21 protein-coding genes are annotated in these 23,137 nt (G+C 70.0%); 4 read left to right on the top strand and 17 right to left on the bottom strand.

The window, feature by feature from the left end; all coding sequences use genetic code 11:
• Positions 1 to 639: 639 nt before the first annotated feature.
• The 14 genes from B3611_RS05310 to dacB all read right to left on the bottom strand — a co-directional run bounded on the left by B3611_RS05310 (position 640) and on the right by dacB (position 14,466).
• Positions 640 to 1,866: a glycosyltransferase family 87 protein gene (locus B3611_RS05310; protein ID WP_291314042.1), complete on the bottom strand. Its 1,227-nt coding sequence runs from the start codon at positions 1,864 to 1,866 to the stop codon at positions 640 to 642.
• Between the two features lie 7 nt (positions 1,867 to 1,873).
• Entirely contained in the window at positions 1,874 to 3,430 is a 1,557-nt protein-coding gene (gene lysS, locus B3611_RS05305; RefSeq protein WP_291314041.1) for a lysine--tRNA ligase, read from the bottom strand.
• A 119-nt stretch (positions 3,431 to 3,549) separates the two neighbouring features.
• Complete coding sequence (locus tag B3611_RS05300; RefSeq protein ID WP_291314040.1) at positions 3,550 to 4,341, bottom strand: pantoate--beta-alanine ligase; 792 nt, start codon at positions 4,339 to 4,341, stop codon at positions 3,550 to 3,552.
• Complete coding sequence (locus B3611_RS05295; protein ID WP_291314039.1) at positions 4,342 to 4,974, bottom strand: hypothetical protein; 633 nt, start codon at positions 4,972 to 4,974, stop codon at positions 4,342 to 4,344.
• A complete protein-coding gene (locus B3611_RS10150; RefSeq protein WP_349676580.1) occupies positions 4,958 to 6,238 on the bottom strand; it encodes a DUF6779 domain-containing protein in 1,281 nt (426 codons plus the stop codon). The genes B3611_RS05295 and B3611_RS10150 overlap by 17 nt, the downstream gene beginning before the upstream one ends.
• A gap of 10 nt (positions 6,239 to 6,248) precedes the next feature.
• On the bottom strand, positions 6,249 to 6,716 hold the full coding sequence (locus B3611_RS05290) for a DUF3180 domain-containing protein (protein ID WP_291314038.1): 468 nt from the start codon (positions 6,714 to 6,716) through the stop codon (positions 6,249 to 6,251).
• A complete protein-coding gene (gene folK / locus B3611_RS05285; RefSeq protein ID WP_291314037.1) occupies positions 6,713 to 7,183 on the bottom strand; it encodes a 2-amino-4-hydroxy-6-hydroxymethyldihydropteridine diphosphokinase in 471 nt (156 codons plus the stop codon). Before folK ends, B3611_RS05290 begins: the two co-directional genes overlap by 4 nt.
• A complete protein-coding gene (gene folB, locus B3611_RS05280; RefSeq protein ID WP_291314036.1) occupies positions 7,171 to 7,554 on the bottom strand; it encodes a dihydroneopterin aldolase in 384 nt (127 codons plus the stop codon). Before folB ends, folK begins: the two co-directional genes overlap by 13 nt.
• Positions 7,555 to 8,403: a dihydropteroate synthase gene (folP, locus tag B3611_RS05275; RefSeq protein ID WP_291314035.1), complete on the bottom strand. Its 849-nt coding sequence runs from the start codon at positions 8,401 to 8,403 to the stop codon at positions 7,555 to 7,557. It abuts the gene before it with no gap.
• A 3-nt stretch (positions 8,404 to 8,406) separates the two neighbouring features.
• A complete protein-coding gene (gene folE / locus B3611_RS05270) occupies positions 8,407 to 8,982 on the bottom strand; it encodes a GTP cyclohydrolase I FolE (RefSeq protein ID WP_291314034.1) in 576 nt (191 codons plus the stop codon).
• A complete protein-coding gene (gene ftsH / locus B3611_RS05265; protein WP_291314033.1) occupies positions 8,975 to 11,497 on the bottom strand; it encodes an ATP-dependent zinc metalloprotease FtsH in 2,523 nt (840 codons plus the stop codon). The genes folE and ftsH overlap by 8 nt, the downstream gene beginning before the upstream one ends.
• A gap of 31 nt (positions 11,498 to 11,528) precedes the next feature.
• Positions 11,529 to 12,176 (bottom strand): hypoxanthine phosphoribosyltransferase, encoded by a 648-nt coding sequence (gene hpt, locus B3611_RS05260; RefSeq protein WP_291314113.1) that lies wholly within the window; start codon positions 12,174 to 12,176, stop codon positions 11,529 to 11,531.
• A gap of 146 nt (positions 12,177 to 12,322) precedes the next feature.
• Positions 12,323 to 13,216 carry a tRNA lysidine(34) synthetase TilS gene (gene tilS / locus B3611_RS05255; RefSeq protein ID WP_291314032.1) on the bottom strand — a complete coding sequence of 298 codons (894 nt, stop codon included), beginning with the start codon at positions 13,214 to 13,216 and terminating at the stop codon, positions 12,323 to 12,325.
• Positions 13,216 to 14,466: a D-alanyl-D-alanine carboxypeptidase/D-alanyl-D-alanine endopeptidase gene (dacB, locus tag B3611_RS05250; protein ID WP_291314031.1), complete on the bottom strand. Its 1,251-nt coding sequence runs from the start codon at positions 14,464 to 14,466 to the stop codon at positions 13,216 to 13,218. Before dacB ends, tilS begins: the two co-directional genes overlap by 1 nt.
• Before the next feature lie 82 nt (positions 14,467 to 14,548).
• Between dacB and B3611_RS05245 the strand changes: the two genes are divergently transcribed.
• Positions 14,549 to 15,082, top strand: coding sequence for an inorganic diphosphatase (locus tag B3611_RS05245; protein ID WP_291314030.1), 534 nt, complete (start codon positions 14,549 to 14,551; stop codon positions 15,080 to 15,082).
• A 211-nt stretch (positions 15,083 to 15,293) separates the two neighbouring features.
• On the opposite strand, the gene B3611_RS05240 is transcribed toward B3611_RS05245, so the two are convergent.
• The 3 genes from B3611_RS05240 to B3611_RS05230 form a co-directional block, all read right to left on the bottom strand.
• Complete coding sequence (locus tag B3611_RS05240; RefSeq protein WP_291314029.1) at positions 15,294 to 16,493, bottom strand: hypothetical protein; 1,200 nt, start codon at positions 16,491 to 16,493, stop codon at positions 15,294 to 15,296.
• Positions 16,494 to 16,635: 142 nt separating this feature from the next.
• Positions 16,636 to 17,472, bottom strand: coding sequence for a hypothetical protein (locus tag B3611_RS05235; protein WP_291314028.1), 837 nt, complete (start codon positions 17,470 to 17,472; stop codon positions 16,636 to 16,638).
• Between the two features lie 96 nt (positions 17,473 to 17,568).
• Positions 17,569 to 18,249 carry a hypothetical protein gene (locus tag B3611_RS05230; RefSeq protein ID WP_291314027.1) on the bottom strand — a complete coding sequence of 227 codons (681 nt, stop codon included), beginning with the start codon at positions 18,247 to 18,249 and terminating at the stop codon, positions 17,569 to 17,571.
• A 127-nt stretch (positions 18,250 to 18,376) separates the two neighbouring features.
• On the opposite strand from B3611_RS05230, the gene B3611_RS05225 reads away from it, so the two are divergent.
• The 3 genes from B3611_RS05225 (at position 18,377) to B3611_RS05215 (ending at position 23,136) form a co-directional block, all read left to right on the top strand.
• Positions 18,377 to 18,670 (top strand): rhodanese-like domain-containing protein, encoded by a 294-nt coding sequence (locus tag B3611_RS05225; RefSeq protein WP_291314026.1) that lies wholly within the window; start codon positions 18,377 to 18,379, stop codon positions 18,668 to 18,670.
• 164 nt (positions 18,671 to 18,834) lie between these two features.
• Entirely contained in the window at positions 18,835 to 19,275 is a 441-nt protein-coding gene (locus B3611_RS05220; RefSeq protein ID WP_291314025.1) for a MarR family winged helix-turn-helix transcriptional regulator, read from the top strand.
• Positions 19,276 to 19,338: 63 nt separating this feature from the next.
• A complete protein-coding gene (locus tag B3611_RS05215) occupies positions 19,339 to 23,136 on the top strand; it encodes a Pls/PosA family non-ribosomal peptide synthetase (protein WP_291314024.1) in 3,798 nt (1,265 codons plus the stop codon).
• The last annotated feature ends 1 nt before the right edge of the window (position 23,137 follow it).

The following is a 23,137-nucleotide window of genomic DNA, read 5'->3' as shown; positions in this document are numbered from 1 at the left end:
TCGACCGGAGCTTGCCGGGCTCCCAGCAGGGGACCTCCATACCGGTGCCCTCCGTCCGACCATCCGGGACCACACTCTCCCACTTCTGCCCGTCCCACCGCGCGATTGCTAACGCGTCCGTGCCCGGCATCCCCACTTCCTGGAATTCACTCGTGCAGTCCTTCCCGAGGAACGTGAATTTTGCCAATCCGGGCGTCTGGTGCAGGACGGCGTCATCACACACCGGGGGCGTTCTCGGCTCGGAGCGCATCGCCCCTGTGGACGTCAATGCCGACGACGACCCCGTCGCTGAACTGGGTGAGCTGCTGGAGGTGGCATCGGTGGACGTTGGTGCCTGCGACGAGTCGCCCGCCCGGGATTCCACCGTGGGCTCGGCCAGGGGTTCCGCCGTCTGCGGGGCACACCCCGCTGCGGCGGCGGCCACGACGACGCTCCCGACAACCACAGATCTCCTGCCACGACACCCCGCCACACTCATCACCTCAACACATCCACGCTCGTGGCTTACGGGTCACCGGCAGGTAATCCGCAGCTCCTGTCAAGAATCTCTATGTGCGAGACTGTAACCGCTTGCACCGCCCTTGTCCGGGGAACCGGCGCAGTACCGTCGAAAGTTGGACTGCCATCCGGTCGTGGCGCTCACCGCCGACGGGTGATCCGGTTCTCCCGCACGGCCCACGTCGCCACCACGACGGGGACGAGGGCCCAGCCGACCGTCGGGCCGAGACTCTCCCGCGAGTCGGCGAGCACTCCCTCGGTGAAGAGGCCGGACAACCCGCTGAGGGTGAGCAGCAGGGCAATCCACATCATCGCCCACCGCATCGGGGTGTGGGGGCAGACGATGGTCAGCGCCATGGGGATGAGCCACATCGCGTAGTACCCCTGCAGCAACCCGCCGGCGAGGAAGACCCCCGCAAAGAGCACGCCGAGTGTGGTGAAGGACCACGCCGCCCGGTTGCGCTTCCGGAGCGGAAACAGCGCGGTGACGGCCACAGCCACGGCCACCAGCACCACACCCATCACCGCGAACTGCACCGCGCCGGAGAACCCGAGATCCCCCACCACGGCCCGCAGAGACCCGTTGTCGTAACCGCGGGGCTGCTTCAGGTACGGCACCAGGCGCTCCGTGTACCACTGCACCTCGGAGGTCGTCGCCCACCCCACGGCGAGAAGCGCACCGTAGAACCCACCGCCGACCAGCAGAACCGGCCACTGCAGGAGCAGAACCGGAAGGGCGGTGAGAACGACGAACTGCGGTTTGATGGTCACCGCGTAACCGAGCAAAACCCCGGCGAGGTACGTCTCGGGCCGGGCGAACTGCCGCTTCATCGGCCCGTCGAGAGCTGCCACCGCCCACACGAAGGTCACCATCACCAGCAGGAGGAAGCCGTTGATGTTGGTGTACTCGACGGTTGATCGCACCGGCTCGGAGGTGTTGAAGAACACCCCGACTGCCAACAGCGCGAGTGGCACCGCCCAGGTCCGCGTCAGCAGCCGTGCGGCGATCCAGATCGCCGTGATGACCGACACCACGGTCGCGGCGATCATCACCCACCGCGCGATGGAGAACGAGCCGAAAAGCGCCAGGGGCGCAAGCACGACGTTCGCACCCGGGGAGTAGAGGTAGTGGGGGTCGAGCGTGGAGTAGTCCTCGTTGTAGACGGGCACACCGTGGACGTAGCGCTGCACCGCCGCCCAAATGGGCTCGAAGTCGGTGCCCCGGTTCGCCCGGGAGGCGATGAAGACGGTACGCACCACGCCCACCACCGCCGCGAACCAGAGCGCGCGCAGCACTAATCGACGCCCCACCTCCGCCTCCGGGGAGGCGGGCGCGGGGGCGTCGTGAAGCGATGCCCGCAGGCCCACGCCGAGGCTAGTTGACCTCGGGCTTGACCAGGGGGAACAGGACGGTTTCGCGGATGCCGAGGCCTGTGAGCGCCATGAGGAGGCGGTCGATGCCCATACCCGTGCCGGCGGTCGGGGGCATGCCCTGCTCCATGGCGGCGAGGAAGCCCTCGTCGAGGACCATGGCCTCGTCGTCGCCGTGTGCCGCCAGGCGGGCCTGGTCCTCGAAGCGTTCGCGCTGGATCACGGGGTCGACCAGCTCGGAGTAACCGGTGGCGAGCTCGAAGCCGCGGACGTAGAGGTCCCACTTCTCGGTCACGCCGGGCTTCTCGCGGTGGTCGCGGGTGAGCGGGGAGGTCTCGACGGGGAAGTTGGTCACGAAGGTCGGCTCGTAGAGCTGGTCCGAGCAGAGGTGCTCCCAGATCTCCTCCACGAGCTTGCCGTGCAGCCAACCCTCGTTGTCGGGGACCTTGAGCCCGATGGCCTCCGCGATGCCGGTGAGTTCCTCCACGGTGGAGTCGATCGTGACCTCGGGCTGGCCCGGGTGCTTGCGCTGCAGGGCCTCGTTGAGGGAGGGGTACATCTCCAGCACCTTCCACTCGCCACCGAAGTCGTATTCGGTGCCGTCGGCGAGCGTGACCTTCTCGGAGCCGAAGACCTCCCGGGCCGCGAACTGCACCAGCCCCTTGGTCATCTCGGCGCAGTCGCGGTAGGTGCCCCACGCCTGGTAGGTCTCCAGCATGGTGAACTCCGGGGAGTGGGAGGAGTCCACGCCCTCGTTGCGGAAGTTCCGGTTGATCTCGAAGACGCGCTCGATCCCGCCGACCACGCAGCGCTTCAGGAACAGTTCGGGGGCGATGCGCAGGTAGAGGTCGATGTCCAGGGCGTTGGAGCGGGTGACGAAGGGCCGCGCGGCGGCACCGCCGTGCAGCGTCTGCAGCATCGGGGTCTCCACCTCGACGAAGTCCAGGCCACCAAGGTATTTGCGCACGGCGGCGATGACCCTGATACGGGTCATTGCGTTGTCGCGGGCCGCCTCGCGCATGATCAGGTCGGTGTAGCGGTTGCGGACGCGCTGCTCCTCGTTCATGTCCGCGAAGGCCACCGGCAGCGGGCGCAGCGCCTTGGATGCCATGTGCCAGGACTGCGCCATGACGGAGAGCTCCCCGCGGCGCGAGGCGATGACGCGTCCGCGAACGGAGACGATGTCACCCAAGTCCACGTCTTCCTTCCAGCTGGCAAGGGCCTCCTCGCCGACCTCGGCGAGGGAGAGCATGACCTGCAGCTGGGTGCCGTTGCCCTCCTGGAGCGTGGCGAAACAGAGCTTGCCCGTGTCGCGCTTGAACATGATGCGCCCGGCGACGGCGACCACGTCCTGGGTCTCCTGACCGGCCTCGAGCACGGTCGCGCCCTCCGGAGCCGCGGTCTCCTCGCCCTCGGCGGCAACGTGGTAGCGCCCGCGCACCTCGGTGAGGGAGTCGGTGCGGTCGACGACGGCGGGGTAGGCATCACGGCCTTCGTCGATAAGCTTCTGGCGCTTCGCGCGGCGGTACTGCTGCTGCTCTGAGAGGTCCTGGGTAGTCACGTCCTCATAGAGTAGTGCCTGCCGCGCGCGAGCTGCTACTGCCCCGGGCACAGGGGCAGCTGGAGGCGCTCCTCGGAGCGGCCCCACGTGACCGGCCCACAAGGCCAGCCACCCCGGGCTCACGACGCGAGGTTGGCGAACCCGATGCCCACCGGCACCCCGACGTTGTCGGTAAGCCGCACGCCACCGAGATCCACCGCCCCGAGCAGCCGGGCGTCCCCCTCCCGGGGCGCGGGGCCGAAGGCGAGGTCGCGCAGCTCCAGGTAGGCGGGCTCCACGCCCGCGGCGGCCAGCACCCCGCGGGCGGTTTCCAGCACGGCGCCGGCGCCGCGCTCCGCGACGTGCGCCCCGGCCGTCAACGCCGCGGGCAGTGCCAGGGCGGCCTCACGGTGCTCCTCTGCGACATCACCGTTGCGCAGCGACATCGCCAGACCATCGGCGGTGCGCACGGTGGGCACGCTGTGCAGCCTGACCTCCACGCGCAGGGCGGAGACAGCCCGTTGCAGCGCGACGAGCACCTCGAAGTCCTTCTCCCCGAGGACCACGTCCGTGGCGTGCGTGGCGTTGACTGCGGCCAGCACCCCGGCGACCTGCGCGGAGACCTCACCGGCATCCTCGAGGTGGTTCATCGGGGTACTCACACGCGCCCCCGCACCCAGCTGGCCGTGGAAGACGACGTCGACCTTTTCGCGGGCGAAGACATCGAGGACCTCCTCACCCTGGTAAGTGACCATCACCACGGAGCCGAGCAGCGAACGCGCCGCCCGAATCAACTGCACGTGGCCCGCGTGCACGCCCCGGCCCAGGGGAACGACCACCACGGATTTGCCGACCTTGCGGAACGCCCGCCCGTACGTCGCCAAGCGGGCGGGGTCCGTGACCACCACTGCCGCACCGGGTTCAAAAGCCATCTATTCGCCGTCCTTCTGCATGTCCGTCTTCGAAATCGCCCACAGTTCCGCGTCGAGCTGGCCGGCGCGTTCCGCCTGGCGGCGCTCGAGATCCACGAAGAGCCGCGCCACGCTCGGATCCTCAATCGACCCGTACGCGGATTCCAACTGCGCCACCGGCCGGGCCCCCATGTCGGTGCCGGGCGGGGAAGCGAGGTATTCGCCCATGAACACTTCCGCATCCGGCACAACCGAGCGCAGCAGCTCGAAGGAGTCCCAGCGCAGGACCCCTTCCAGGCCGCGGAGCCGTTGCGCGGCGAGAATGCGGGGGCGTTGCGCGTCCTCAATGGGAAAGCTCACGCCGCCGGATTCCCCGATGAGAAGGCCGATGATCGTTTCCCCCATCTCGTCCGCGGCGGAGGTGAGCCAGTAGGAGCCGAACACGTTGTAGGCCGCCATGACCACCGCACCCTCGAGCTCGGCGTCGTCGAGCAGCTGCACGCCCTCCTGCAGACAGGAATGGACAAACATCTGCCTGCGGCGGATGAAGGGCACGAGCTTTTCGACGCTCCCGCGCACCCATTCCGGGTCATCCCCGTCAAGCAGGACGAGGTCGGCTCCCCCGATGTCCTGCGGCTCAGCGAGCTGGAACACGCTGTGTCCCGCCCGCTCCAGCTGCGTGGCAAGCGGGCTGGACCGGACGGGACCGACTGAGCAGACGCGCAGACGCGGTGCCATCTACTCGCTTTCTTTGCCGCGGCGGGCCAGCAGCTCGGCAACGGAGACGGCACCGGAGCGCTCGTCGCGGCGGCGGCGGCCACCCCGGCGCTCCTGCTCCGTCGCGGCGGAGGGAGCGGGGGTCGAAGTCGCGGCGGGGGCGGGCTTGGGGGCCGCGGGCCTGGCGGTATCGGCGGGGTTTNNGGGTCTTGACGGGCTGCGATGCACCAGGCGCGGGCTCCGCGGGCTTGGCTGCGGCCGGCCGCGAAACCGGGGCGGGCCGCTGCGGCCCGGGCTTCCACCCGGTGGAGGCACCCTCCGGTGCCTCGTGGGCTCCGTGGTGGGTCTCCTTCGTCTGGCGCTCGCTGATCAGCTGGGACAGCGGGTTGTGCTGCGCCGAGCGCGCGCTGGGCTGCGTGCCCAGGCGACCGGAGATGGCATCTGAGGTGGGGGCCCCGGCGGGGCGTCCACCGTGGCGCCGCTTGGGCTCCGCGGTCTCGCGCACGGGCTGGATTCGCGTGGTGTCGGCGGCGGAGGGCTTGTCAGCGGCATCAACCGATTCCGCCGCATCCGTCGCGCCGACCGGGGAGGGGTTGGAGGAGCGGAAGGAGCTGCCGGCGGAGGCACCGGTCGAGCGGGTCTCGCCGAAGGAGAAGGGGCGCGAGGTGTCGGAGGCGGCGGGTTCGGGAATCACGGTCTCCGTCCGCTGCTCCCGCGGCGTGGAGGCAACAGGCTCGGGCGCGCCGATCTCGGCGATGCGCCGGGCCTCCGCCCGCAGGGCCGCGGGCTCGTACTCGAACTGGCGGCCGGAAATCTCCTCCAGCTGCGCGCGCAGGGCCGCGAGCTCCGCCTGGATCTCGCGCAGCACCTGCACGTCGACCCCTACCGGGATGTCCTCGTCGTTGCGCGCCAGCGCGAGCGCGGCCCGGTCGGCCTCCCCGCGGGCCTGGGCGGCCTCGAGCTCGGCCTTGTGCCGCTCCTCACGATCGTCGAGCTGGCGCTTGGCCTCGTCGCGGTCGCGGCGCAGGCGGCTGGTGAGGATGATGCCGGCCGCCGCCGCCCACAGGGCGAGGATGAGGGAGACCTTGAGCATGTTGGCCGAGTTGGTGAACAGCATGACGATTGTTCCCAGCAACGCGAGCACGAAGGGGACGACAACCCAGAGGTTTCCATTGTCGCGCGGCGAGGTCTCGGCATTCATGCCCAACACCTTACTGAACCCCCTCACCCTCGGTGGGCGGCGACACCTCGCAGGTGCGCTCCAGCACGAGCCCCGCCACGGCGAGCGCGACCCCGCCGAGCACCCCGGAAATGACACCCGGCAGGTCCGCCTCCGCGGCGAGGAGCGTCGAGGCCCGCGGGCCGATGTAGACGAGCATCCCGGTGAAGATGCCCCCGCACACGGCCCCGGACCACGCCGATGCCTTGCCCAGCAGCATGAAGTTCGCTGCCATGAGGGGGTTGAGTTGCGAGCGGTCCAGGCCCACCTTCCCCTCCTCGCGGCGCTTCTTCACCATGAACGCGATGAACAGGCACACCGCCGCGACGATCCACAGCGGCATGGAGAAGGTGAGGTCCACCGAGGTCAGCAGACCGTAGAAACGGCGGACGAGGATGAACGTCGCGGCTGCCAGGAACCCGGCGAGCGCGGTGAGCCCGGCGGTGGAGGTGCGGTTCACAGTCTCCTCACCCCCTGGGCGGCGAACTCCTCGCGGCGCTTTTCGACGATCCCCGCGACCTTCTCCCCGCCGAGGCGGGCCTCCGGGTCCACGTCCAGCCAGGGAATCAGCACGAAGGCCCTCTCACCCGCCCGCGGGTGCGGGAGGGTGAGCTCCGGGTCGTCGGACGTCACGCCCTCGATGTCGATGATGTCCACGTCCAGTGTGCGCGGGCCCCAGCGCACGTCGCGCACGCGGTTGGCCTCCCGTTCCAGGCGCTGGCAACGCGCGAGCAGGTCCCGGGGCGTGCCGGGGGCGTCGATAAGCAGCGTTTGGTTGAGGAAGTCCGGCTGCTCCACGCCTCCCCAGGGGGCGGTGGCGTAGACGGGGCTGGCGGCGACGAGATCCGCGGCGAACTCCTCGACCACGCTGCGCAGGTGGGCGCGGGAATCCTCCATGTTGGAGCCGGCGGAGATCACTGCGCGCACGGACGGGCCTTCCGTGAGCAGCGGGCGACCACGGCCACATCGTCGAAGGTCAGCGGGATCGGGGCGTGGGGCTTGTGCAGGGTGACCTCCACGGCGTGCAGCACGGGGTAGCACCGTAGCGCCTCCTCCGCGATCTCGGTGGCCACGGTCTCGATGAGCTGGCGCGGGGTTCCCGCGGCGATGTCGTGGGCCAGCTGCGCGAGCTCGGCGTAGTTGACGGTGCGCGTCAGGTCGTCGTCCGCGGCGGCCGCGGAGAAGTCCAGCCAGCAGGTGATGTCGAGCGTGAACGCCTGCCCGTGGCGCGTCTCGTGTTCCAGGACGCCGTGGTGGGCGTAGACGCGCAGGCCTTTCAGTTCGATGCGGTCGGCCATTCAGCGGCCCCCGTTCTTCCACGCGGCGACCACGTCGACAGCGTCGCGCGAGACCGCCACCTCATGCACCCGCACGCACCAGGCGCCCGCCTGGGCGGACAGCGCGGTGACCGCGGCCGTGGCCGGGTCGGCGTCCATCGGCGAGTGTGCGAGCCCCCGGTCGCGGCGGATGGCGGTGAGGAAGCGCTTGCGCGAGGCCCCCACCAGCACCGGGAACTCACCCGCGACGAACCCGGGCAGCGCCTCGAGCAGCGCCCAGTTCTCCTCGGCTGTCTTGGCGAAGCCCAGGCCCGGGTCCACGGTGATCCGCTCGCGGGACACCCCCGCCTCCATGGCACGGCCGGCGAGGTCCGCGAGGACGGTGTGCACGTCGCGCACCACGTCGCCGCCGTGGTCGGCGGCACCGGAGGCGTTGACGAAGGCCTCGGCACGCCAGTGCATGAGGCACACCGGCAGTTCCGTCTCGGCCATCGCCCGGTACATGTCCGGATCGGCGAGCCCGCCGGAGACGTCGTTAATCAGGTCCACCCCGGCCTCGGCGGCGGCGAGGGCGGTCGAGGCGCGCATGGTGTCCACGGAGGTGCGGATGCCCTCCGCGTGCAGTGCCTCGATGACGGGGCGCACGCGCCGCGCCTCCACCTCGGCCGGCACCCGCGTCGCACCTGGGCGCGTGGACTCCGCACCGACGTCGATGATGTCCGCACCCTGGCAGACCAGCTCGCGGGCGTGCTCGACGGCATCGTCGACGTGTAGCCACCGGCCGCCGTCGGAGAAGGAGTCCTCCGTGACGTTGACGATGCCCATGACGGTCGTGCGCCCGGGCACGGTGAGGTCCTGCACGGTGGTCATGGGTCAGCTCCTGATCAGGCTCATGACCTCGGCGCGCGAGGCCGCGTTGGTCTTGAATCCGCCTCGCACGGCGGAGGTCGTGGTCACGGCCCCCGGCTTGCGGATGCCGCGCATCGCCATGCACAGGTGCTCGCACTCGATGACCACGATCACCGCCTGGGCCCCGAGCTTGTCCACGAGCGCATCCGCGATCTGCCGCGTGAGCCGCTCCTGCACCTGCGGCCGCTTGGCGTAGAGGTCTGCCAGCCGGGCAAGCTTGCTCAGCCCGGTGACCTTGCCCTCCCCACCCGGGATGTAACCGATGTGCGCCTTGCCATAGAACGGCACGAGGTGGTGCTCGCACGTGGAGTAGATCGGAATGTCACGCACGAGCACGAGCTCGGTGTGGTCCTCGGCGAAGCTCTTGTCCAGCACCTCGGTCGGGTCGGTGTGCAGCCCCGCGAAGACCTCCTCGTAGGCCCGGGCCACGCGGGCGGGAGTCTCCTCCAGACCGGCGCGCTCCGGGTCCTCGCCCACGGCCAGCAGGAGCTCGCGCACGGCGGCTTCGGCGCGGTCGCGGTCGAACGTGGGGTTAGTCATCGGCACCGTCCCGCGGCGGTTCGGGGTGGGAGCTCCCCGGCTTTGCGACGTCCCCCGCGTCCACCCGGGGGATCTCCGACGTCGGGTAATCGGACGGGCCGGTCTCCCTGCTCGGCCGCTCGTTCTCGGGCAGGTGGAAGCCGATCAGCGGCTCCCCATTCGCGCCGCGCTGTGTTTGCTGCTCCCCCGGCTGCTGCTCCGCCGGTCGGGCGGGTGCGGCGTGCCGCGGTGCGGACTCGGGGCGGTACCCCTGCTCCGGGGCGGGCTGGCCGTAGTTGCGCATCCCGGGGTGCTGGCCGGGGTACGGGTTCTGCTGCGGCTGGCCGGGTTCCTGGGGAGGCTGCGCGGGCTGCTGCGGCAGCTGCACCGTGCGCTCCTCGCCCCCGGTGTACGTCCAGTCCGGCGGGGGCTTCGGCCCGCCGTATTCGGGTGTGCCGGCAGGCTTCGTCGCGGAGAAGGGGCGCCACTTGGTGGACCCGTTCTGTCCGCCACCGGGCCCGGGGCGGGTGCTGTCCCCCCGCTCAGCCATGCGCCGCTCGCGGGCCTGGCGCGACATTTCCAGGAGGGTGACCTTCTTCGGCGGTTCCTCACCGCGGGCCTCGGCGATCTCCACGGGGGTCTGCACCGGCTCGCGGCCGGGCTGAGCGGTGAAGCGCATGTCCACGGCGGGAAGGCCGGAGCTCTGCGGCTCGATACCCTCGAAGATGGCCTCCAGGTCGGGGCGGCGCAGCGTCTCCTTCTCCAGCAGCGCGGACGCCAGCTTGTCCAGGTAGTCGCGGTTGGCGGCGAGGATTGAGTACGCGCGCTCGTGGGCGGCGTCGAGAAGCTCGTGCACCTCCCTGTCAATGGTCTCGGCGACCGCGGGCGAGTAGTCGAGCGCGGCCCCGCCACCGCGGCCGGAGAAGGGGTCGCCGTCCTCGGAGCCGTATTTGACGGTGCCGAGCACGCTGGACATGCCGTACTCCGTGACCATCGCGCGGGCAATCTTGGTGGCCTGCTCGATGTCGGAGCTGGCGCCGGTGGTGGGCTCGCCGAAGACGAGCTCCTCGGCGGCGCGGCCACCCATGGCGAAGACGAGGCGGGCGTAGAGCTCGTCGCGGTTGTACATGCCCTTGTCGTCCTCCTGCGCCGTCATGGCGTGCCCGCCGGTGCGGCCGCGCGCGAGGATGGTGACCTTGTACACGCGCTCGATGTCCTTGAGCGCCCAGGCGGAGAGGGTGTGCCCGCCCTCGTGGTAGGCGGTGACCTTCTTCTCCTTCTCGGAGATGATCTTGGAGCTGCGGCGCGGGCCGCCGATGACGCGGTCCGTCGCCTCCTCGAGCGCGTCGGCGGTGATGACGTTGCCGCCGATGCGGGCGGTGAGCAGCGCAGCCTCGTTGAGCACGTTGGCCAGGTCGGCGCCGGACATGCCGGCGGTGCGCTTGGCCAGGGAATCGAGGTCGGCATCGGGGCCGAGCGGCTTGTCCTTCGCGTGAACCTTGAGGATCTGCCGGCGCCCGGCCAGGTCGGGGTTGGTCACCGGGATCTGGCGGTCGAATCGGCCGGGGCGCAAAAGGGCCGGGTCGAGGATGTCGGGGCGGTTGGTAGCCGCAATGAGGATGACGCCCTCGCGGTCGCCGAAGCCATCCATCTCCACGAGCAGCTGGTTGAGCGTCTGCTCGCGCTCGTCGTGGCCGCCACCGACGCCGGAGCCGCGCTGGCGGCCGACCGCGTCAATCTCGTCGACGAAGATGATGCACGGCGCGTTCTCACGGGCCTGCTTGAACAGGTCGCGCACGCGGGAGGCGCCGACGCCGACGAACATCTCCACGAAGTCCGAGCCCGAAATGGTGAAGAACGCCACCCCGGCCTCGCCGGCCACCGCGCGGGCGATGAGGGTCTTGCCCGTGCCGGGAGGTCCGTAGAGCAGGACGCCGCGGGGAATCTTCGCTCCGAGCTTCTCGTAGATCTCCGGGTCCTGCAGGAAGTCCACGACCTCCTGCAGTTCGTCGACGGCCTCGTCGGCGCCGGCGACGTCCGCGAATGTGTTTGTCGGGTGGTCCTTGGTCAGCTGCTTGGCCTTGGAGCCGCCGATGCCGAACATCCCGCCCCCGGCCTGCATGCGGTACATGAAGAAGGACAGCAGGCCGAAGACAAGCACCATCGGCAGCATGAAGCCCAGCATGGACATGAGGAAGGACTCCTGCGTCACCTTCGTCTTGTAGGAGTCCGCGCCGGAGTCGCGCACCGCGTCGAAGATTTCGGGTGTGGTGCGGGCCGGGTACTGCGCCATGACGGACTTCACACCGTCATGGTCCTTGACGGTGATGGGTTCCCGCAGGTCGATGCGGACGCGCTGCTCGCGGTCGTCGATCTGCACCTTCTCCGCGTTGTGGCCCTGCAGCTGCTCGATGGCCACCGAGGTGTCCACCGTCTGGTAGGTGCGCGTGTCGTCCCCTATCAGCGTGAACAGGTAGAGAACCATGAGGGCGACGGCGCCGGTGAGGCCCCACCGCAATACTTTTTTGTTGTCCATGTAGTCCTGGGTTCTGTTGTTCGGGGGAAGTCTAAATTTCGGATTCCAGGGGCGCGGCGTCCCCGACTGCCCCGGTCTCGGCCGGCTCGGCGGTCTCCCCGCCGTAGACGCGCGGGTGCAGCGTGCCCACGTAGGGCAGGTCGCGGTAGCGCTCGGCGTAGTCGAGCCCGTAGCCGATGACGAACTCGTTGGGGATGTTGAAGCCCACAGCCATGAGGTCGATCTTCGCTGTCTGCACCTCGGGCTTGCGCAGCAGGGTGATCACGTTGAGCGAGCGGGGCTGGCGCCCGCGCAGGTTCTTCATCAGCCAGGACAGGGTGAGGCCGGAGTCGATGACATCCTCCACGATGAGCACGTCGCGGTCCTGGATGTCCTTGTCCAGATCCTTGAGGATGCGCACCACACCCGAGCTGGTCGTCGAGTTGCCGTAGGAGGACACGGCCATGAACTCCAGCTGGCACGGCACACCGAGCTTGCGCGCGAAATCCGTGAGGAAGAAGACCGCACCCTTGAGCACGCAGACGAGGATGAGGTCGTCCGGGGTGTCGCGGTAGCGCTCCGTGACCATGTCCGCCAGCTCCTGGATGCGCGCCTGGAGGTCCCCCTCCGAGATGAGCACCGCCTCGACATCGTCGCCGTAACGGTGGGCGGGGACGTTGAAGTCCTTCTTGTTGTGCAGCTCGTCGTTGAGTCCGTCATGCAGCTCGTGGTGCAGCTCCTGGTGCAGCTCGGTCATCGGTGCCCTTTCTCGCAAGCCCGCGCGTGTCGCGTAACTTCCTCATCTTGCCACCTACCCGGCACTGCCGACAACCACCAGCGGGTTCGTCAGCGGCACCGGACCAACTCCAGCATCCCGCCCACCCGGCGGACCGCCCGACCCCCGCCGACGTCAACCGGGCCCTGCCCGTGCCAGCCCGTGACCAGCGCCTCCACCGCCGCGAGCTGCGAACCCTCCACCGCCACACCGTGGGAGACGAGCCACGCGGCGATCCTCCGCCTCCTCACGGGCCCCGGGTCCAGGGCGAGCTCCGCGCAGCTGTCGGTGGGTCCGAGCTCGCTTATCGACGCAATCAGCTCCCCGTCCCGGGCAATCCTGTCCGCCGTCCTCGCCAACGCCGGCACCGCGTCTCCCCCGATGAGCTCCCCGAGCTGCGGTATCACCTCGCGCCGCACCCGCACCCGGCGGAAGGCCGGATCCGCGTTCATCGGGTCCTCCCACGGCTGCACCCCGAGCTCCCGGCACGCCCCGGCCGTGTCCGCGCGGCGGACGCCCAAGAAGGGACGCACCACCCGCCCGGCACGCGGGGCCATGCCGGAGGGGTTTCCCCGCAGCGCCCCGAGGATGAGCGTCTCCGCCTGGTCGTCGGCGGTGTGGGCGACCCAGACGTCCCAGCCGGGCTCGAGGAGCGCAGCGTAGCGCACCCGCCGCGCCTGCGCCTCGACGTTCCCCTCCCCCACCTGCACCCGGACGACCTCGGCGGGGATGCCCCACGCCCGGGCCTTCCCGGCGGCGGCCTCGGCGACCCCGGCGGAGCCGTCCTGCAGCCCGTGGTCGACAACCACCGCGCGCACGTTCTTGCCCTCCGCCGCGGCGGCGGCGGCGAGGGCCAGGGAGTCCGCGCCCCCGGACAACCCGATCACAGCGGGTCCGTCGAAGGGCCGCACCGCCCGGCGGCACTCGAGGAAGTGCGGGGAACGGCGCGGCCAGAACGGGCGCATCAGTATTCCCGCAGCGCCGATGCCAGCTCGTCGAGCGCCTGCCGGGCTGCGTTGACATCGCTGCCGTTGGACATCAGGGCGAAGGTGTAGATGTTGCCCACCCGGCTGGTCACCGTACCCACCAGGGCCGAGGTCTCGTCGAGGGTGCCCGTCTTCGCGCGCACCCAGCCGCGCCCGGGGAGGTCGGTGTAGCGGTCCTCTAGCGTTCCCTCGCCGGCGGCGACGGGCAGGGTACCCAGGAGCGGGCGGAGCGTGTCCTTGCGCGCGGCGTCGAGGATGAGCTGATCGAGAAGACGCGGGGGGATGAGGTTGTTGGTGGACAACCCCGAGCTGTCGGAGAGGGTGACGTAGGACAGGTCGTAGCCGTTCTGCACCAGGACGTCGAGGGCGCCCTGGGGGCTACCCGTTCCCCGGTGGCGGCCGATCTCGCGGCCGATGGCCTCGGCCATGACGTTGTCGGAGTCCTTCATCATCGCGTGCAGGCGGGTGATCAAGTCGGGCGACTGCACGCTGCCCACCACCCGGGCACCGGCGGGGGCGGGGCCGAAGCCGACGGTCTCCGCGCCCACCCTGTCCGCGAGTGCCCGGGCGACGTCAAGGGCGGGGGTGTGCGAGCGCGGCACGTCGCCCTCGGTGGCGCCGATGCGCGCGCCGTGCAGCATGATCGGCTCGAGCGGGGCGACGAATCCGCCGTCGATGTCCGCCGGGTCCCACCCCGACAGCATGGTTTCGGAGGGCCACGCCGAGGTGTCGACGTACACCGCCTGGGCCGAGCCGATCTGGCGGGCGAGGTTGTCGAGCTTGTCCTCGTCCAACCAGACATCGCCGGCGGCCTTTATCACCACGTCGCCCGGGTGGGTGCCGGCAACCACGTCGGTGGTGATCCGGTCGTCCGGGCCCAGCTCGAGGATCGCCGCCGAGGCGGTGAGCACCTTCGTCGACGAGGCGGGCCGCAGCGGCTCCGCGGAGAGCTTGTCGAAGACGACGTCCCCGGTGTCGGCGGAGGAGATGCGCGCGTGGAAGGTGGCCAGGGCGGGGTTGTCGGCGAGCCGCGCGAGGGTGGCATCGCGCTGGGCGACGTCGACAGGCGCCGGGCTCGCGGGCTCAATGACCTGCGTCGGCGTGGGGAGGGCAAACGCGGGCGCGTGCTCGAGGTTGGCGCGCTGCTGCTGCGCGGTCACGCCCACCCCGGCGGCGGTGCCCACCCCGAGGACGGCGACGGCGCCGACGACCCATGTCCATACCTTCATCGGGCTAAAGATTATCCCACGTATGATGGTGGGCGATTATCCGCTGGCGGAGTGCCACGGTGGCAGACAAAAGGAGCAGCACATGAGCATTGAGGTCATCGTCGAGATCCCGAAGGGTTCCCGCAACAAGTATGAGGTCGATCACGAGTCCGGCAGGATCTTCCTGGACCGCTACCTGTTCACGCCGATGGCGTACCCGGCGGACTACGGGTTCATCGACAACACCCTCGCCGACGACGGCGACCCGCTGGACGCGCTCGTGATCACCCCCGAGCCCGTCTTCCCCGGTGTCACCGTTATCGCCCGCCCGGTCGGCGTGTTCAAGATGACCGACGAGGCCGGCGGCGACGACAAGCTGCTCTGCGTCCTCGACGACGTGCGCTACGAGTCCTTCCAGGACATCGACGACATCGACGACTTCACCAAGGACGAGATCGAGCACTTCTTCGTCCACTACAAGGACCTAGAGCCGAACAAGGAGGTCAGCGGGTCCGGCTGGGGCAACCGCGAGGAGGCCGAGCGCATCCTGCAGGAGTCCCTGGACAACTTCAAGAAGGTCGGTGACAACTCCCGCGAGTCCCTCGAGGAAGAGAAGGAAGCCAAGACCAGCAACTAGCTTGTCGACGGCCCCCGCGGCCGCCCGGAGTGCCTCTTAGGAACCCGCCCACCACAAAGGGCCAAAACTAAAGGGCCAAAACCCCAGGTGAGAAAATCCGCCGAAATGGCGACCTGGCGTTTTGGCCCTTTAGTTTTGGCCCTTTGACTTTCTGAGCGCGCGAAACCCCGCGGGGACGGGTTGTCCCGGCGGGGTGCGGAGGGCGGTTGCCCTAGACGAGCTGCTTCCGGCCGAAGTGGAACGCCGCGGCACCCAGCACGGAGGCGAGGAGCAGGGCGAACAACCCGCGGGCGAAGCCGTTGGAGCCGGTCTCGGCACCGATACCGCGGAACTCGTCCTCGGCGGTGGCCTGGGTCTGGTCACCGTTGTTGGAGCCCTGGCCGGAGGAGCCGAGCGCCGAGGAACCCAGAGCCGAGGAGCCGAGGGCCGACGAGCCGAGCGCGGAGGACTGGCGCTGGACCTCGGAGCGGTTGCTGCTCAGCATGTTCATCGACGAAGCGCGCTCCTGCTCGGTCGGCGTCTCACCGGTGCGCGACGAGCTCTGCATGTAGGTCATGCCGTCGTTGTTGAGGAACCAGGAGATGCCGCCGATGATGAGGATGGCCGGCAGGGCGACCTGCACGAGGCGGCCGAGCTGGGAGCTGCCTGCGTTGAGCTGGGCGTTGGTGGTCCCGTTCGTGGTCTCGGTGGTGTTCTCGGTGCGCTGGGTCCCGTTGCCGGAGGATCCCTGCGGTGCTGCCGGGGCGGTCGGCGTGCCGGGCGCCGGATTGCTGGACAGGCCGTCGACAACGACGTTGATCGGCAGGCTCCGCTGGATCTCGCGGGCGAAATCAATGGTGAGCTTCACTCCGGCCTCGCCCTGCGTGACGGTCCGGTTCACGAGGTCCTGGGAGTTGACCACGTAGTTGATGTCCCGGTTGTAGTACCACTTTGAGCCGTTGAGCTCGCCCACCACCTCACCGACGCGGGCGAAGGGCAGCATCTCGGAGGAGAGCTGGGAGGAGGCGGGTGCAGGGGAGGTGGTGGGCTCGGACGTGGTTCCCGGGCGCTGGTAACCGGCCTGGTCGGCGAAGTCCTTGACGGTCAGCACATTATCGGGATTGACGACGCTAAGGTCCTTGGCGACATCCTCGATCTTGAGCACCACGTGCTGCTTGTCGGTGTGGTAGTACCAGTCCACACCCTCCCACTGTCCGGCGACACCGCCGGCCACCCAGGGATTGAGCGGCTTCATGTCCTCCTGACCGGTGGCGGAGGACAGCGGCGCTGCAGCCGTCGTGGACGCGGTGGTGGTCGTCGCACCGGCGGAGACGGCACTGCTGCCACCGGAGGACTGGGCGTCGGCGGCGGGGACGACGGCGAGGGTCATGGCGCCCGCGATGGCGAGGGCGGGAAGGGTGATGTGCTTCATCGGTAGCTCCAAGGGGTCAGTCCAACCTCTCGAGAAACCTCAAGTCTCAAGCGAGGGTTTAGGGTCGAGCCCAAATGTATGGTAAGTCCACCGAAATCACATTAGTCACAGCAGTAACTTTCAGGTTTACCCCCATCCGGGGTTAGCCACCCATGTTCGCCTTGACCTGCCCCTCACTCACCACCTTGCTGAACTGCCAGCCCACCACGGCGTTCTGCACGGAGTCCGCCAGCGGGTTCGCCGGCTGGATGCAGCTGATGGTGAGCAGACGGCCCGGCGTGGCGCCCTCCCCCCAGATCTCCTTCGACGCCGCGAGTCCCTCCTTCTTCGGTTCGTGGAGGTCTGTGGCGGTGTACGCGAGCCAGTCGCTTCCCGACGCCTCCGTGCGCACGTAGAGGACATCGCCGATGCTGACGTTGTGGCGCTTGGCCTTGCCGTCGTAAAGCGGGTTGAACACGGCGGATACCCCGGCACCCGTGTGCCCCGCGATGACCACGACATCCGGCGCGTCGCTGCCGGGCAGGGAGTAGGGGCGGTCGGGGGCCGTGTACGCGCAGGCCTCGCGAAGCGTCGCCGGGTCGATCGCGTCATCGGAGACGTGGCAGTCCTTCTTTTCCACGTCCGCCTTGAGGCCTATCGACGGCACCGCAAGCTCCACGGGGCGGCTCACCGCGACCGTGGTGGCGGTAGGCAGGGCGACCGCCGGCGGCGCGGTGAAGGTCGGTGAGGCGGGTGCGCTGCTGGTACTGGGCTCCACCGGAGGCTGCGGCGGCTCCTGCGTGGCGGTGGCACCCCTTCCCCCGCCCGCGCACCGGCTCAGGAGCACGAGAAGCAGAAGCACGAGAACCCCGAGCGCGACGGCGCGGCGCACGAGGAAGACCCGCCGCGCCGGTTGGGTGCGGCGGGGTTGCGGGTGCGTTGCACGGGGGCCGGGGGTCACCCGCGGTGGGGTACGGGGAACGTAGCCGTAGTCAGGCATGGCGTTTCACCGGGAAGCAGGGCATGGCAAAACGGTAGCGCGAGACGCTGTGGCGGGAGCGCTCGGGACACGCCCCGGGGACGTAAATGGCCGGGCCTAGATGAGCGTGCGGCGGGCGAAGGCAAAGAGCGCGGCACCGGCGACCGAGGCGAAAACCAGGGCGAAGAGGCCCCGCGCCGCGGTGTTGGAACCGGTCTGCGCGCCCATGCCGCGTTCGACCGCCGGGACCTGGGTGGTCGGGGCGGCGGGTGCGGTCTCGGCGGCAGGCGCCTGCGCAGGCGTGGTGGCCTGCGCCGTTGCCGCCGCAGCCGGAGCTGCACCCGCTGCGGGGGCCGCCTTGCGCTCGCCCGCCTTGGCCTCGGCGATCGCCTGGCGCGCCGCCTCGGCACTGTTCTGGGCCAGCAGGGCCTTGGAGGCGTCGACCTCGGCAGCAGTGGGCTCGGCGTTGATGCGCCCCATGTCGGTGACGTACGTCTGGCCGTCCTTGTTCAGGTAGTACGTCGTCCCGCTGATGGTCAGCACGTCGGGCAGGGCGACGAGGCCCGCGGCGACGGGCTGGCCGTTGTCGGTGGCATCCCCCTTGGAGAAGGGCTTCTCAGCCGGAGTCCCCTCGCCTGCCGGGGAGGTGACCTCCGTGGCGGGCATTTCCTGGCCGGTGGCGGCAGCCGGGCTCGGCGCGGGGCCGGACGTTTCCTCGGCGAGCGCGGCGGGGGCGGCGGCGAGGGTGAGCGCTCCGGCCATGCCTGCGGCCAGGAGGGAAGTGCGGGTGCGCGTCATGGTGCCAAACTCCTCGATGTTGGGGCGGCGGGCCCGGGAAGGACCAGCGGCCCGAAATAAAGTCTCACTTGCAACTTTAGCCTCTCACCGGCGCTGCGGACAGCGCCCCGCCTGTAGCATCGGAAAAATGAAATCCGTTTCGGTTCACGAAGTCCCCTCCGACGCACAGCTCATCGACGTTCGCGAGCGCGGCGAGTACGCAGTCGTCCACGCCGCCAACGCCGTGAACATTCCGCTCAGCGAGCTGACCGCGCAGTACGGGTCCATCGACCCCGACCGCGACATCTACGTCATCTGCCAGGCCGGCGGGCGCTCCGCCCAGGCGTGCGAGTACTTCGAGCACGCTCTCGGCTGGGACTCCGCCATCAACGTGGAGGGCGGCACGGGCGCGTGGGTCGAGGCCGGCCTGCCCACGGAGTAGGCCCGCTGCCATCCGGAGCGCGCCGCGCCCGGTTCACTCAAAGCCCGGTTTGCGGCAGACACCCACGCGACCGCCGGTCGCCCGCACCGTCTACGCGTGCATTGCCCCAATGATGGGTACCTCCCATTTTTTGCCCTTCCCCACACCCGCGCTATGCTGGCGATATGGCATCGTCTGTTGAGCTTCCCTCCGGTCTGACCAAGTCCCCGTCCTTCCAGATCGAGCGGATCCGCCGCCACACGCGCGACGAGGTCGAGCGCACGCTGGCCACCCACAACTCCACCATGCGCGAGTTCTGGATCCTCACGTGCGTGAGCGAAAACCCCTGCTCCCAGACCCAGCTCTCCGAGCTGCTCGCCATCGACGCCTCCGACATGGTGCGGTTGATCGACTCCCTGGAGTCGCACGGCTGGGTCACGCGCGACCGAGACCCGAAGGATCGCCGCCGGCAGATCGTCACCCCCACCAAGAAAGGCAGCAAGGCGCAGGCCGAGCTGGCGGCGAACGTCGCCGCCGCGGAGGAGCGGGCGCTGGATGCCTCGTCACAGAAGCACCTCAAGAGCCTGAAGAAGCTCTCCAAGGCGATCCTCCAGGACGGCGAGTAACCCCTTTACTGGAACTGGGCCAACTATTTCCACTCTCCATCATTACGGGATATTCTGTGCGCCATGACCTCCACCGATAAGCTCCAGCGCAGTCACCTCGCCCCTCCGCCGCGCACGCTTATCGACGTCCTCACCGCCACCGCCTCGCGCTACCCGGATGCCGCAGCCATTGACGACGGGGACGTACTCACCTATGCCGAGCTGATCGAGCGTGTGCGGGAGGTGGCGGCCTCTCTCCACGAGCAGGGCATCCGCCGCGGCGACCGCATCGGCGTGCGCATGACCTCCGGCTCCCGCGAGCTTTACGTCGCCATCCTGGGCACCATGTGGGCCGGTTGCGCCTACGTGCCGGTCGACGCCGACGACCCCGACGAGCGCGCCGAGGTCGTCTTCGGGGAGGCCCGGATCAACGGCATCTTCACCGACGAGGGCTTCCGCCCCCTCACCGCCCCCCGCTCCGGCGACACGGGCCTGCCGGAGCTCGACGATGACTGCTGGATCATCTTCACCTCCGGCTCCACCGGCACCCCCAAGGGCGTGGCCGTGAGCCACCGCAGCGCTGCCGCCTTCGTCGACGCGGAGGCGAGGCTGTTCTGCCGCGAGGAGCCGCTCGGCCCGGACGATCGTGTTCTGGCCGGGCTCTCCGTCGCCTTCGACGCCTCGTGCGAGGAGATGTGGCTCGCCTGGGGTCACGGCGCCTGCCTCGTCCCCGCCCCGCGCTCCCTCGTCCGTTCCGGGCAGGACCTCGGGCCGTGGCTGATCCGCCGCGACATCTCCGTTGTCTCCACCGTGCCCACCCTCGCCGGTCTGTGGCCGGCCGAGGCACTGGACAACGTGCGCCTGCTCATCGTCGGCGGGGAGGCCTGCTCCCAGGAGTTGGTCGACCGCCTGGCCACCCCGGACAGGGAGATGTGGAACACCTACGGGCCGACCGAGGCCACCGTGGTCGCCTCCGCCGCGCGCCTGCGCCCCGGCGAGCCCGTCACCATCGGCTGGCCCCTGGACGGCTGGGATCTCCGCGTCCTTGAGGCCTCCCCAGGGGAGGGCGGGGAGCTCGTCATCGGGGGCGTGGGCCTGGCCCGCTATCTCGACCCGGCGAAGGACGCGGAGAAATACGCCCCGTTGGACGACTGGGAACGCGCCTACCGCACGGGGGACAACGTGCGCGTGACAGATAATGGCCTGGCGTTCATCGGCCGCGCCGACGACCAGGTCAAGATCGGCGGGCGGCGCATCGAGCTCGGCGAGGTGGAGGCCAACGTCGCCTCCCTCGACGGGGTGTACAACTCCGCGGTGGCCGTGCAGACCACCGGCGCCGGCGACAAGGTCCTCGTCGGGTACGTCTCCCTGGACCGCCCTGACGAGCCGTGGGATGTCACGGAAGCCCGGGAGCGCCTCGCGGAGCTCATGCCCGCGGCGCTCGTGCCCCGGCTGCACGTCATGGAGGAGCTGCCCATCCGCACCTCCGGCAAGGTGGACAAGAAAGCGCTGCCGTGGCCCCTCCCCGCCTCCGCGGAGCTCGAGGGCATGACGCCCACCGAGACCTGGCTGGCCCGGGTATGGCTCGACGCGCTCGGTGCGCCCGTGGAGTCGCGCGACGCGGACTTCTTCGCCCTCGGCGGGTCCTCCCTGGCCGCCGCCTCGCTCGTCGCAAAGCTGCGCGAGCGCGTGCCCACCATCGCGGTGCGCGACCTCTACGACCACCCCCGGCTCGAGGCACTGGCCACCTACATCGACTCGCTCGGCGCAACCTCCCCCGCCGCCGTGCGCGAACGCCCCGTGGCCCCCGTGGGCGCCGCCACCCGGGTGGCCCAGACGCTGATCCAGATCCCGGCGATGACGCTCCACGCCGCCACCTACGTCACGTGGTGGGCCATCCTCGCCAACGCGCTCGGGTTGCTCCACTTGAGCTGGGTCACGCTGGCCGTCCTCTTCGTGGTCCTGTGCACCCCCCTTGGCCGGTTGCACGTCGGCGCCCTGGGCGCCCGCCTGATCAGGGGCCGCATCGCCCCCGGGGAGTACGCGCGTGGGGGGGCGACGCACCTGCGCCTCTGGGCGGCGGAGCGCTGGGTCCTCGCCTCCGGGGCGCTCAACATCTCCGGCTCCACCTGGGTGGCCTACTTCGCCCGCCTTCTCGGCGCGAAGGTGGGTTCCGGTGTGGACCTGCACACCCTGCCGCCGACCACCGGCTTGCTCACCCTGGGCCCGGGTGCTGCCGTCGAGCCCGAGGTGGACCTCACCGGTTACTGGCTCGACGGGGACATCCTCCGCGTCGGCGCCATCACCATCGGCGCGGAGGCGCGCATCGGCGCCCGCTCCACCCTGCTGCCCGGCGCGGACATCCACGCCGACGCGCACGTCGAGGCCGGTTCCACCGTCACCGGTGACAAACCGGTGAAGAAGGGCGCGCGCTGGGCGGGCTCTCCCGCCCGCAAGGTCGGCCGCTCGAAGCACAGCTTCCCCGATGAGCGCCCGCCGCGCCGCGCGTGGTGGGTGTGGATCTACGGGGTGACCTCCCTGATCCTCGCCGCGCTGCCCGTCGCGGCGGCCGCGGCGGGTGTCGCGGTTGCCCTCGCCCTCATCTCCCTGACGGGTGGCAACCCCGTGCTGGGTGCGCTCCTGTTCGCCCCGCTCGGAGGGCTCGTCTACCTCGGGGTCTCCATCGCACTGACATGGTGCGGGGTGCGCGCACTCTCCCGCCGCGTCCGCCCGGGCGTGACCCCGGTGCGCTCGGCGCAGGGCTGGCGGCTGTGGACCATCACGCGCCTGCTTGACGACGCCCGAACCCGCCTCTTCCCCCTCTACGCCGGTGCCCTGACCCCGCGGTGGCTGCGCTCCCTCGGTGCAACCGTGGGCGAGGACGTGGAGATCTCCACCGCGGTGATGGTCCCCACGCTGACCACCGTCAAGGACGGCGCCTTCCTCGCCGACGACACCCTTGTGGGCACCTATGAGCTGGGCCACGGGTGGATGCGCACGGGTGAGACCACGGTGGGCAAGCGCTCCTTCGTGGGCAACTCCGGCATCACCGCCCCCGGCCGCAAGCTGGCCAAGAACTCGCTGGTGGCGGTTCTGTCCTCCACTCCGAAGAAGTCGAAGGCGGGTTCGAACTGGTGGGGCTCGCCGCCGGAACGGATGCGCCGCGTGGAGGTTGAGGCCGAGGGCGGGGAGTCGCTGACATACAGGCCGTCGCCAAGCGTGAAGCGCAAGCGCGGCGTGATCGAGACAATGCGCCTTCTCGCGCCGATGGGGCACGCCATGCTGGTCGCCGCGTTCCTGGCCGGGGTGCACACCGCGCTGGTCCGCCTCGAGTTCGCCGCCTACGCGCTGGGCGGGCTCGTGTACATGGCGTGCGCCGTGGGCGCGCTGGCCATGACGTGCGTGGCCAAGTGGGTGTGCGTGGGCCGGCACGTGCGCGGCGAGCACCCCCTCTACAGCTGGTTCGTCTGGCTCAACGAGCTGCAGGACCAGTTCGTGGAGCTGGTCGCGGCGCCGTGGTTCTTCGTCCACGCCTACGGCACGGGTGAGATGAACCTCGCGCTGCGTGCGCTGGGAGTGAAGGTCGGACGCGGCGCGTGGGTGGATTCCTACTGGTTCCCCGAGACGGACCTCTGCTCCGTGGGCGGGGGCGCGAGCGTGGGGCCCGGCACTGTGGTGCAGACCCACCTGTTCCAGGACCGCGTGATGAGCCTGGACACCGTCACCATCGGGCCCGGTGCGACCCTCGCCGCCCACTCGGTGGCCCTGCCCGCGTCGACGATCGGCGCGGGGGCGACCGTCCGGCCCGGGTCGCTGATGATGCGCGGCGACCAGGTTCCAGCCGGGACGGCGTGGCAGGGCAACCCCATCGAACCGGTTTAAG

The organism is Corynebacterium sp. UBA2622 (genome assembly GCF_002339505.1).
Classification (GTDB): Bacteria; Actinomycetota; Actinomycetes; order Mycobacteriales; family Mycobacteriaceae; genus Corynebacterium.
The sequence above is the reverse complement of the archived record's forward strand: the minus strand, read 5'-3'. Positions and strand labels throughout refer to the sequence as shown.

Excerpts from the sequence above, each read along its gene's own strand:
- B3611_RS05300 (WP_291314040.1), bottom strand. The coding sequence starts at position 4,341 with ATGGCTTTTGAACCCGGTGCGGCAGTGGTGGTCACGGACCCCGCCCGC.
- folB (WP_291314036.1), bottom strand. The coding sequence starts at position 7,554 with ATGGCCGACCGCATCGAACTGAAAGGCCTGCGCGTCTACGCCCACCAC.
- folP (WP_291314035.1), bottom strand. The coding sequence starts at position 8,403 with ATGACCACCGTGCAGGACCTCACCGTGCCCGGGCGCACGACCGTCATG.
- folE (WP_291314034.1), bottom strand. The coding sequence starts at position 8,982 with ATGACTAACCCCACGTTCGACCGCGACCGCGCCGAAGCCGCCGTGCGC.
- ftsH (WP_291314033.1), bottom strand. The coding sequence starts at position 11,497 with ATGGACAACAAAAAAGTATTGCGGTGGGGCCTCACCGGCGCCGTCGCC.
- tilS (WP_291314032.1), bottom strand. The coding sequence starts at position 13,216 with ATGCGCCCGTTCTGGCCGCGCCGTTCCCCGCACTTCCTCGAGTGCCGC.
- dacB (WP_291314031.1), bottom strand. The coding sequence starts at position 14,466 with ATGAAGGTATGGACATGGGTCGTCGGCGCCGTCGCCGTCCTCGGGGTG.
- B3611_RS05245 (WP_291314030.1), top strand. The coding sequence starts at position 14,549 with ATGAGCATTGAGGTCATCGTCGAGATCCCGAAGGGTTCCCGCAACAAG.
- B3611_RS05240 (WP_291314029.1), bottom strand. The coding sequence starts at position 16,493 with ATGAAGCACATCACCCTTCCCGCCCTCGCCATCGCGGGCGCCATGACC.
- B3611_RS05235 (WP_291314028.1), bottom strand. The coding sequence starts at position 17,472 with ATGCCTGACTACGGCTACGTTCCCCGTACCCCACCGCGGGTGACCCCC.
- B3611_RS05230 (WP_291314027.1), bottom strand. The coding sequence starts at position 18,249 with ATGACGCGCACCCGCACTTCCCTCCTGGCCGCAGGCATGGCCGGAGCG.
- B3611_RS05225 (WP_291314026.1), top strand. The coding sequence starts at position 18,377 with ATGAAATCCGTTTCGGTTCACGAAGTCCCCTCCGACGCACAGCTCATC.
- B3611_RS05220 (WP_291314025.1), top strand. The coding sequence starts at position 18,835 with ATGGCATCGTCTGTTGAGCTTCCCTCCGGTCTGACCAAGTCCCCGTCC.
- B3611_RS05215 (WP_291314024.1), top strand. The coding sequence starts at position 19,339 with ATGACCTCCACCGATAAGCTCCAGCGCAGTCACCTCGCCCCTCCGCCG.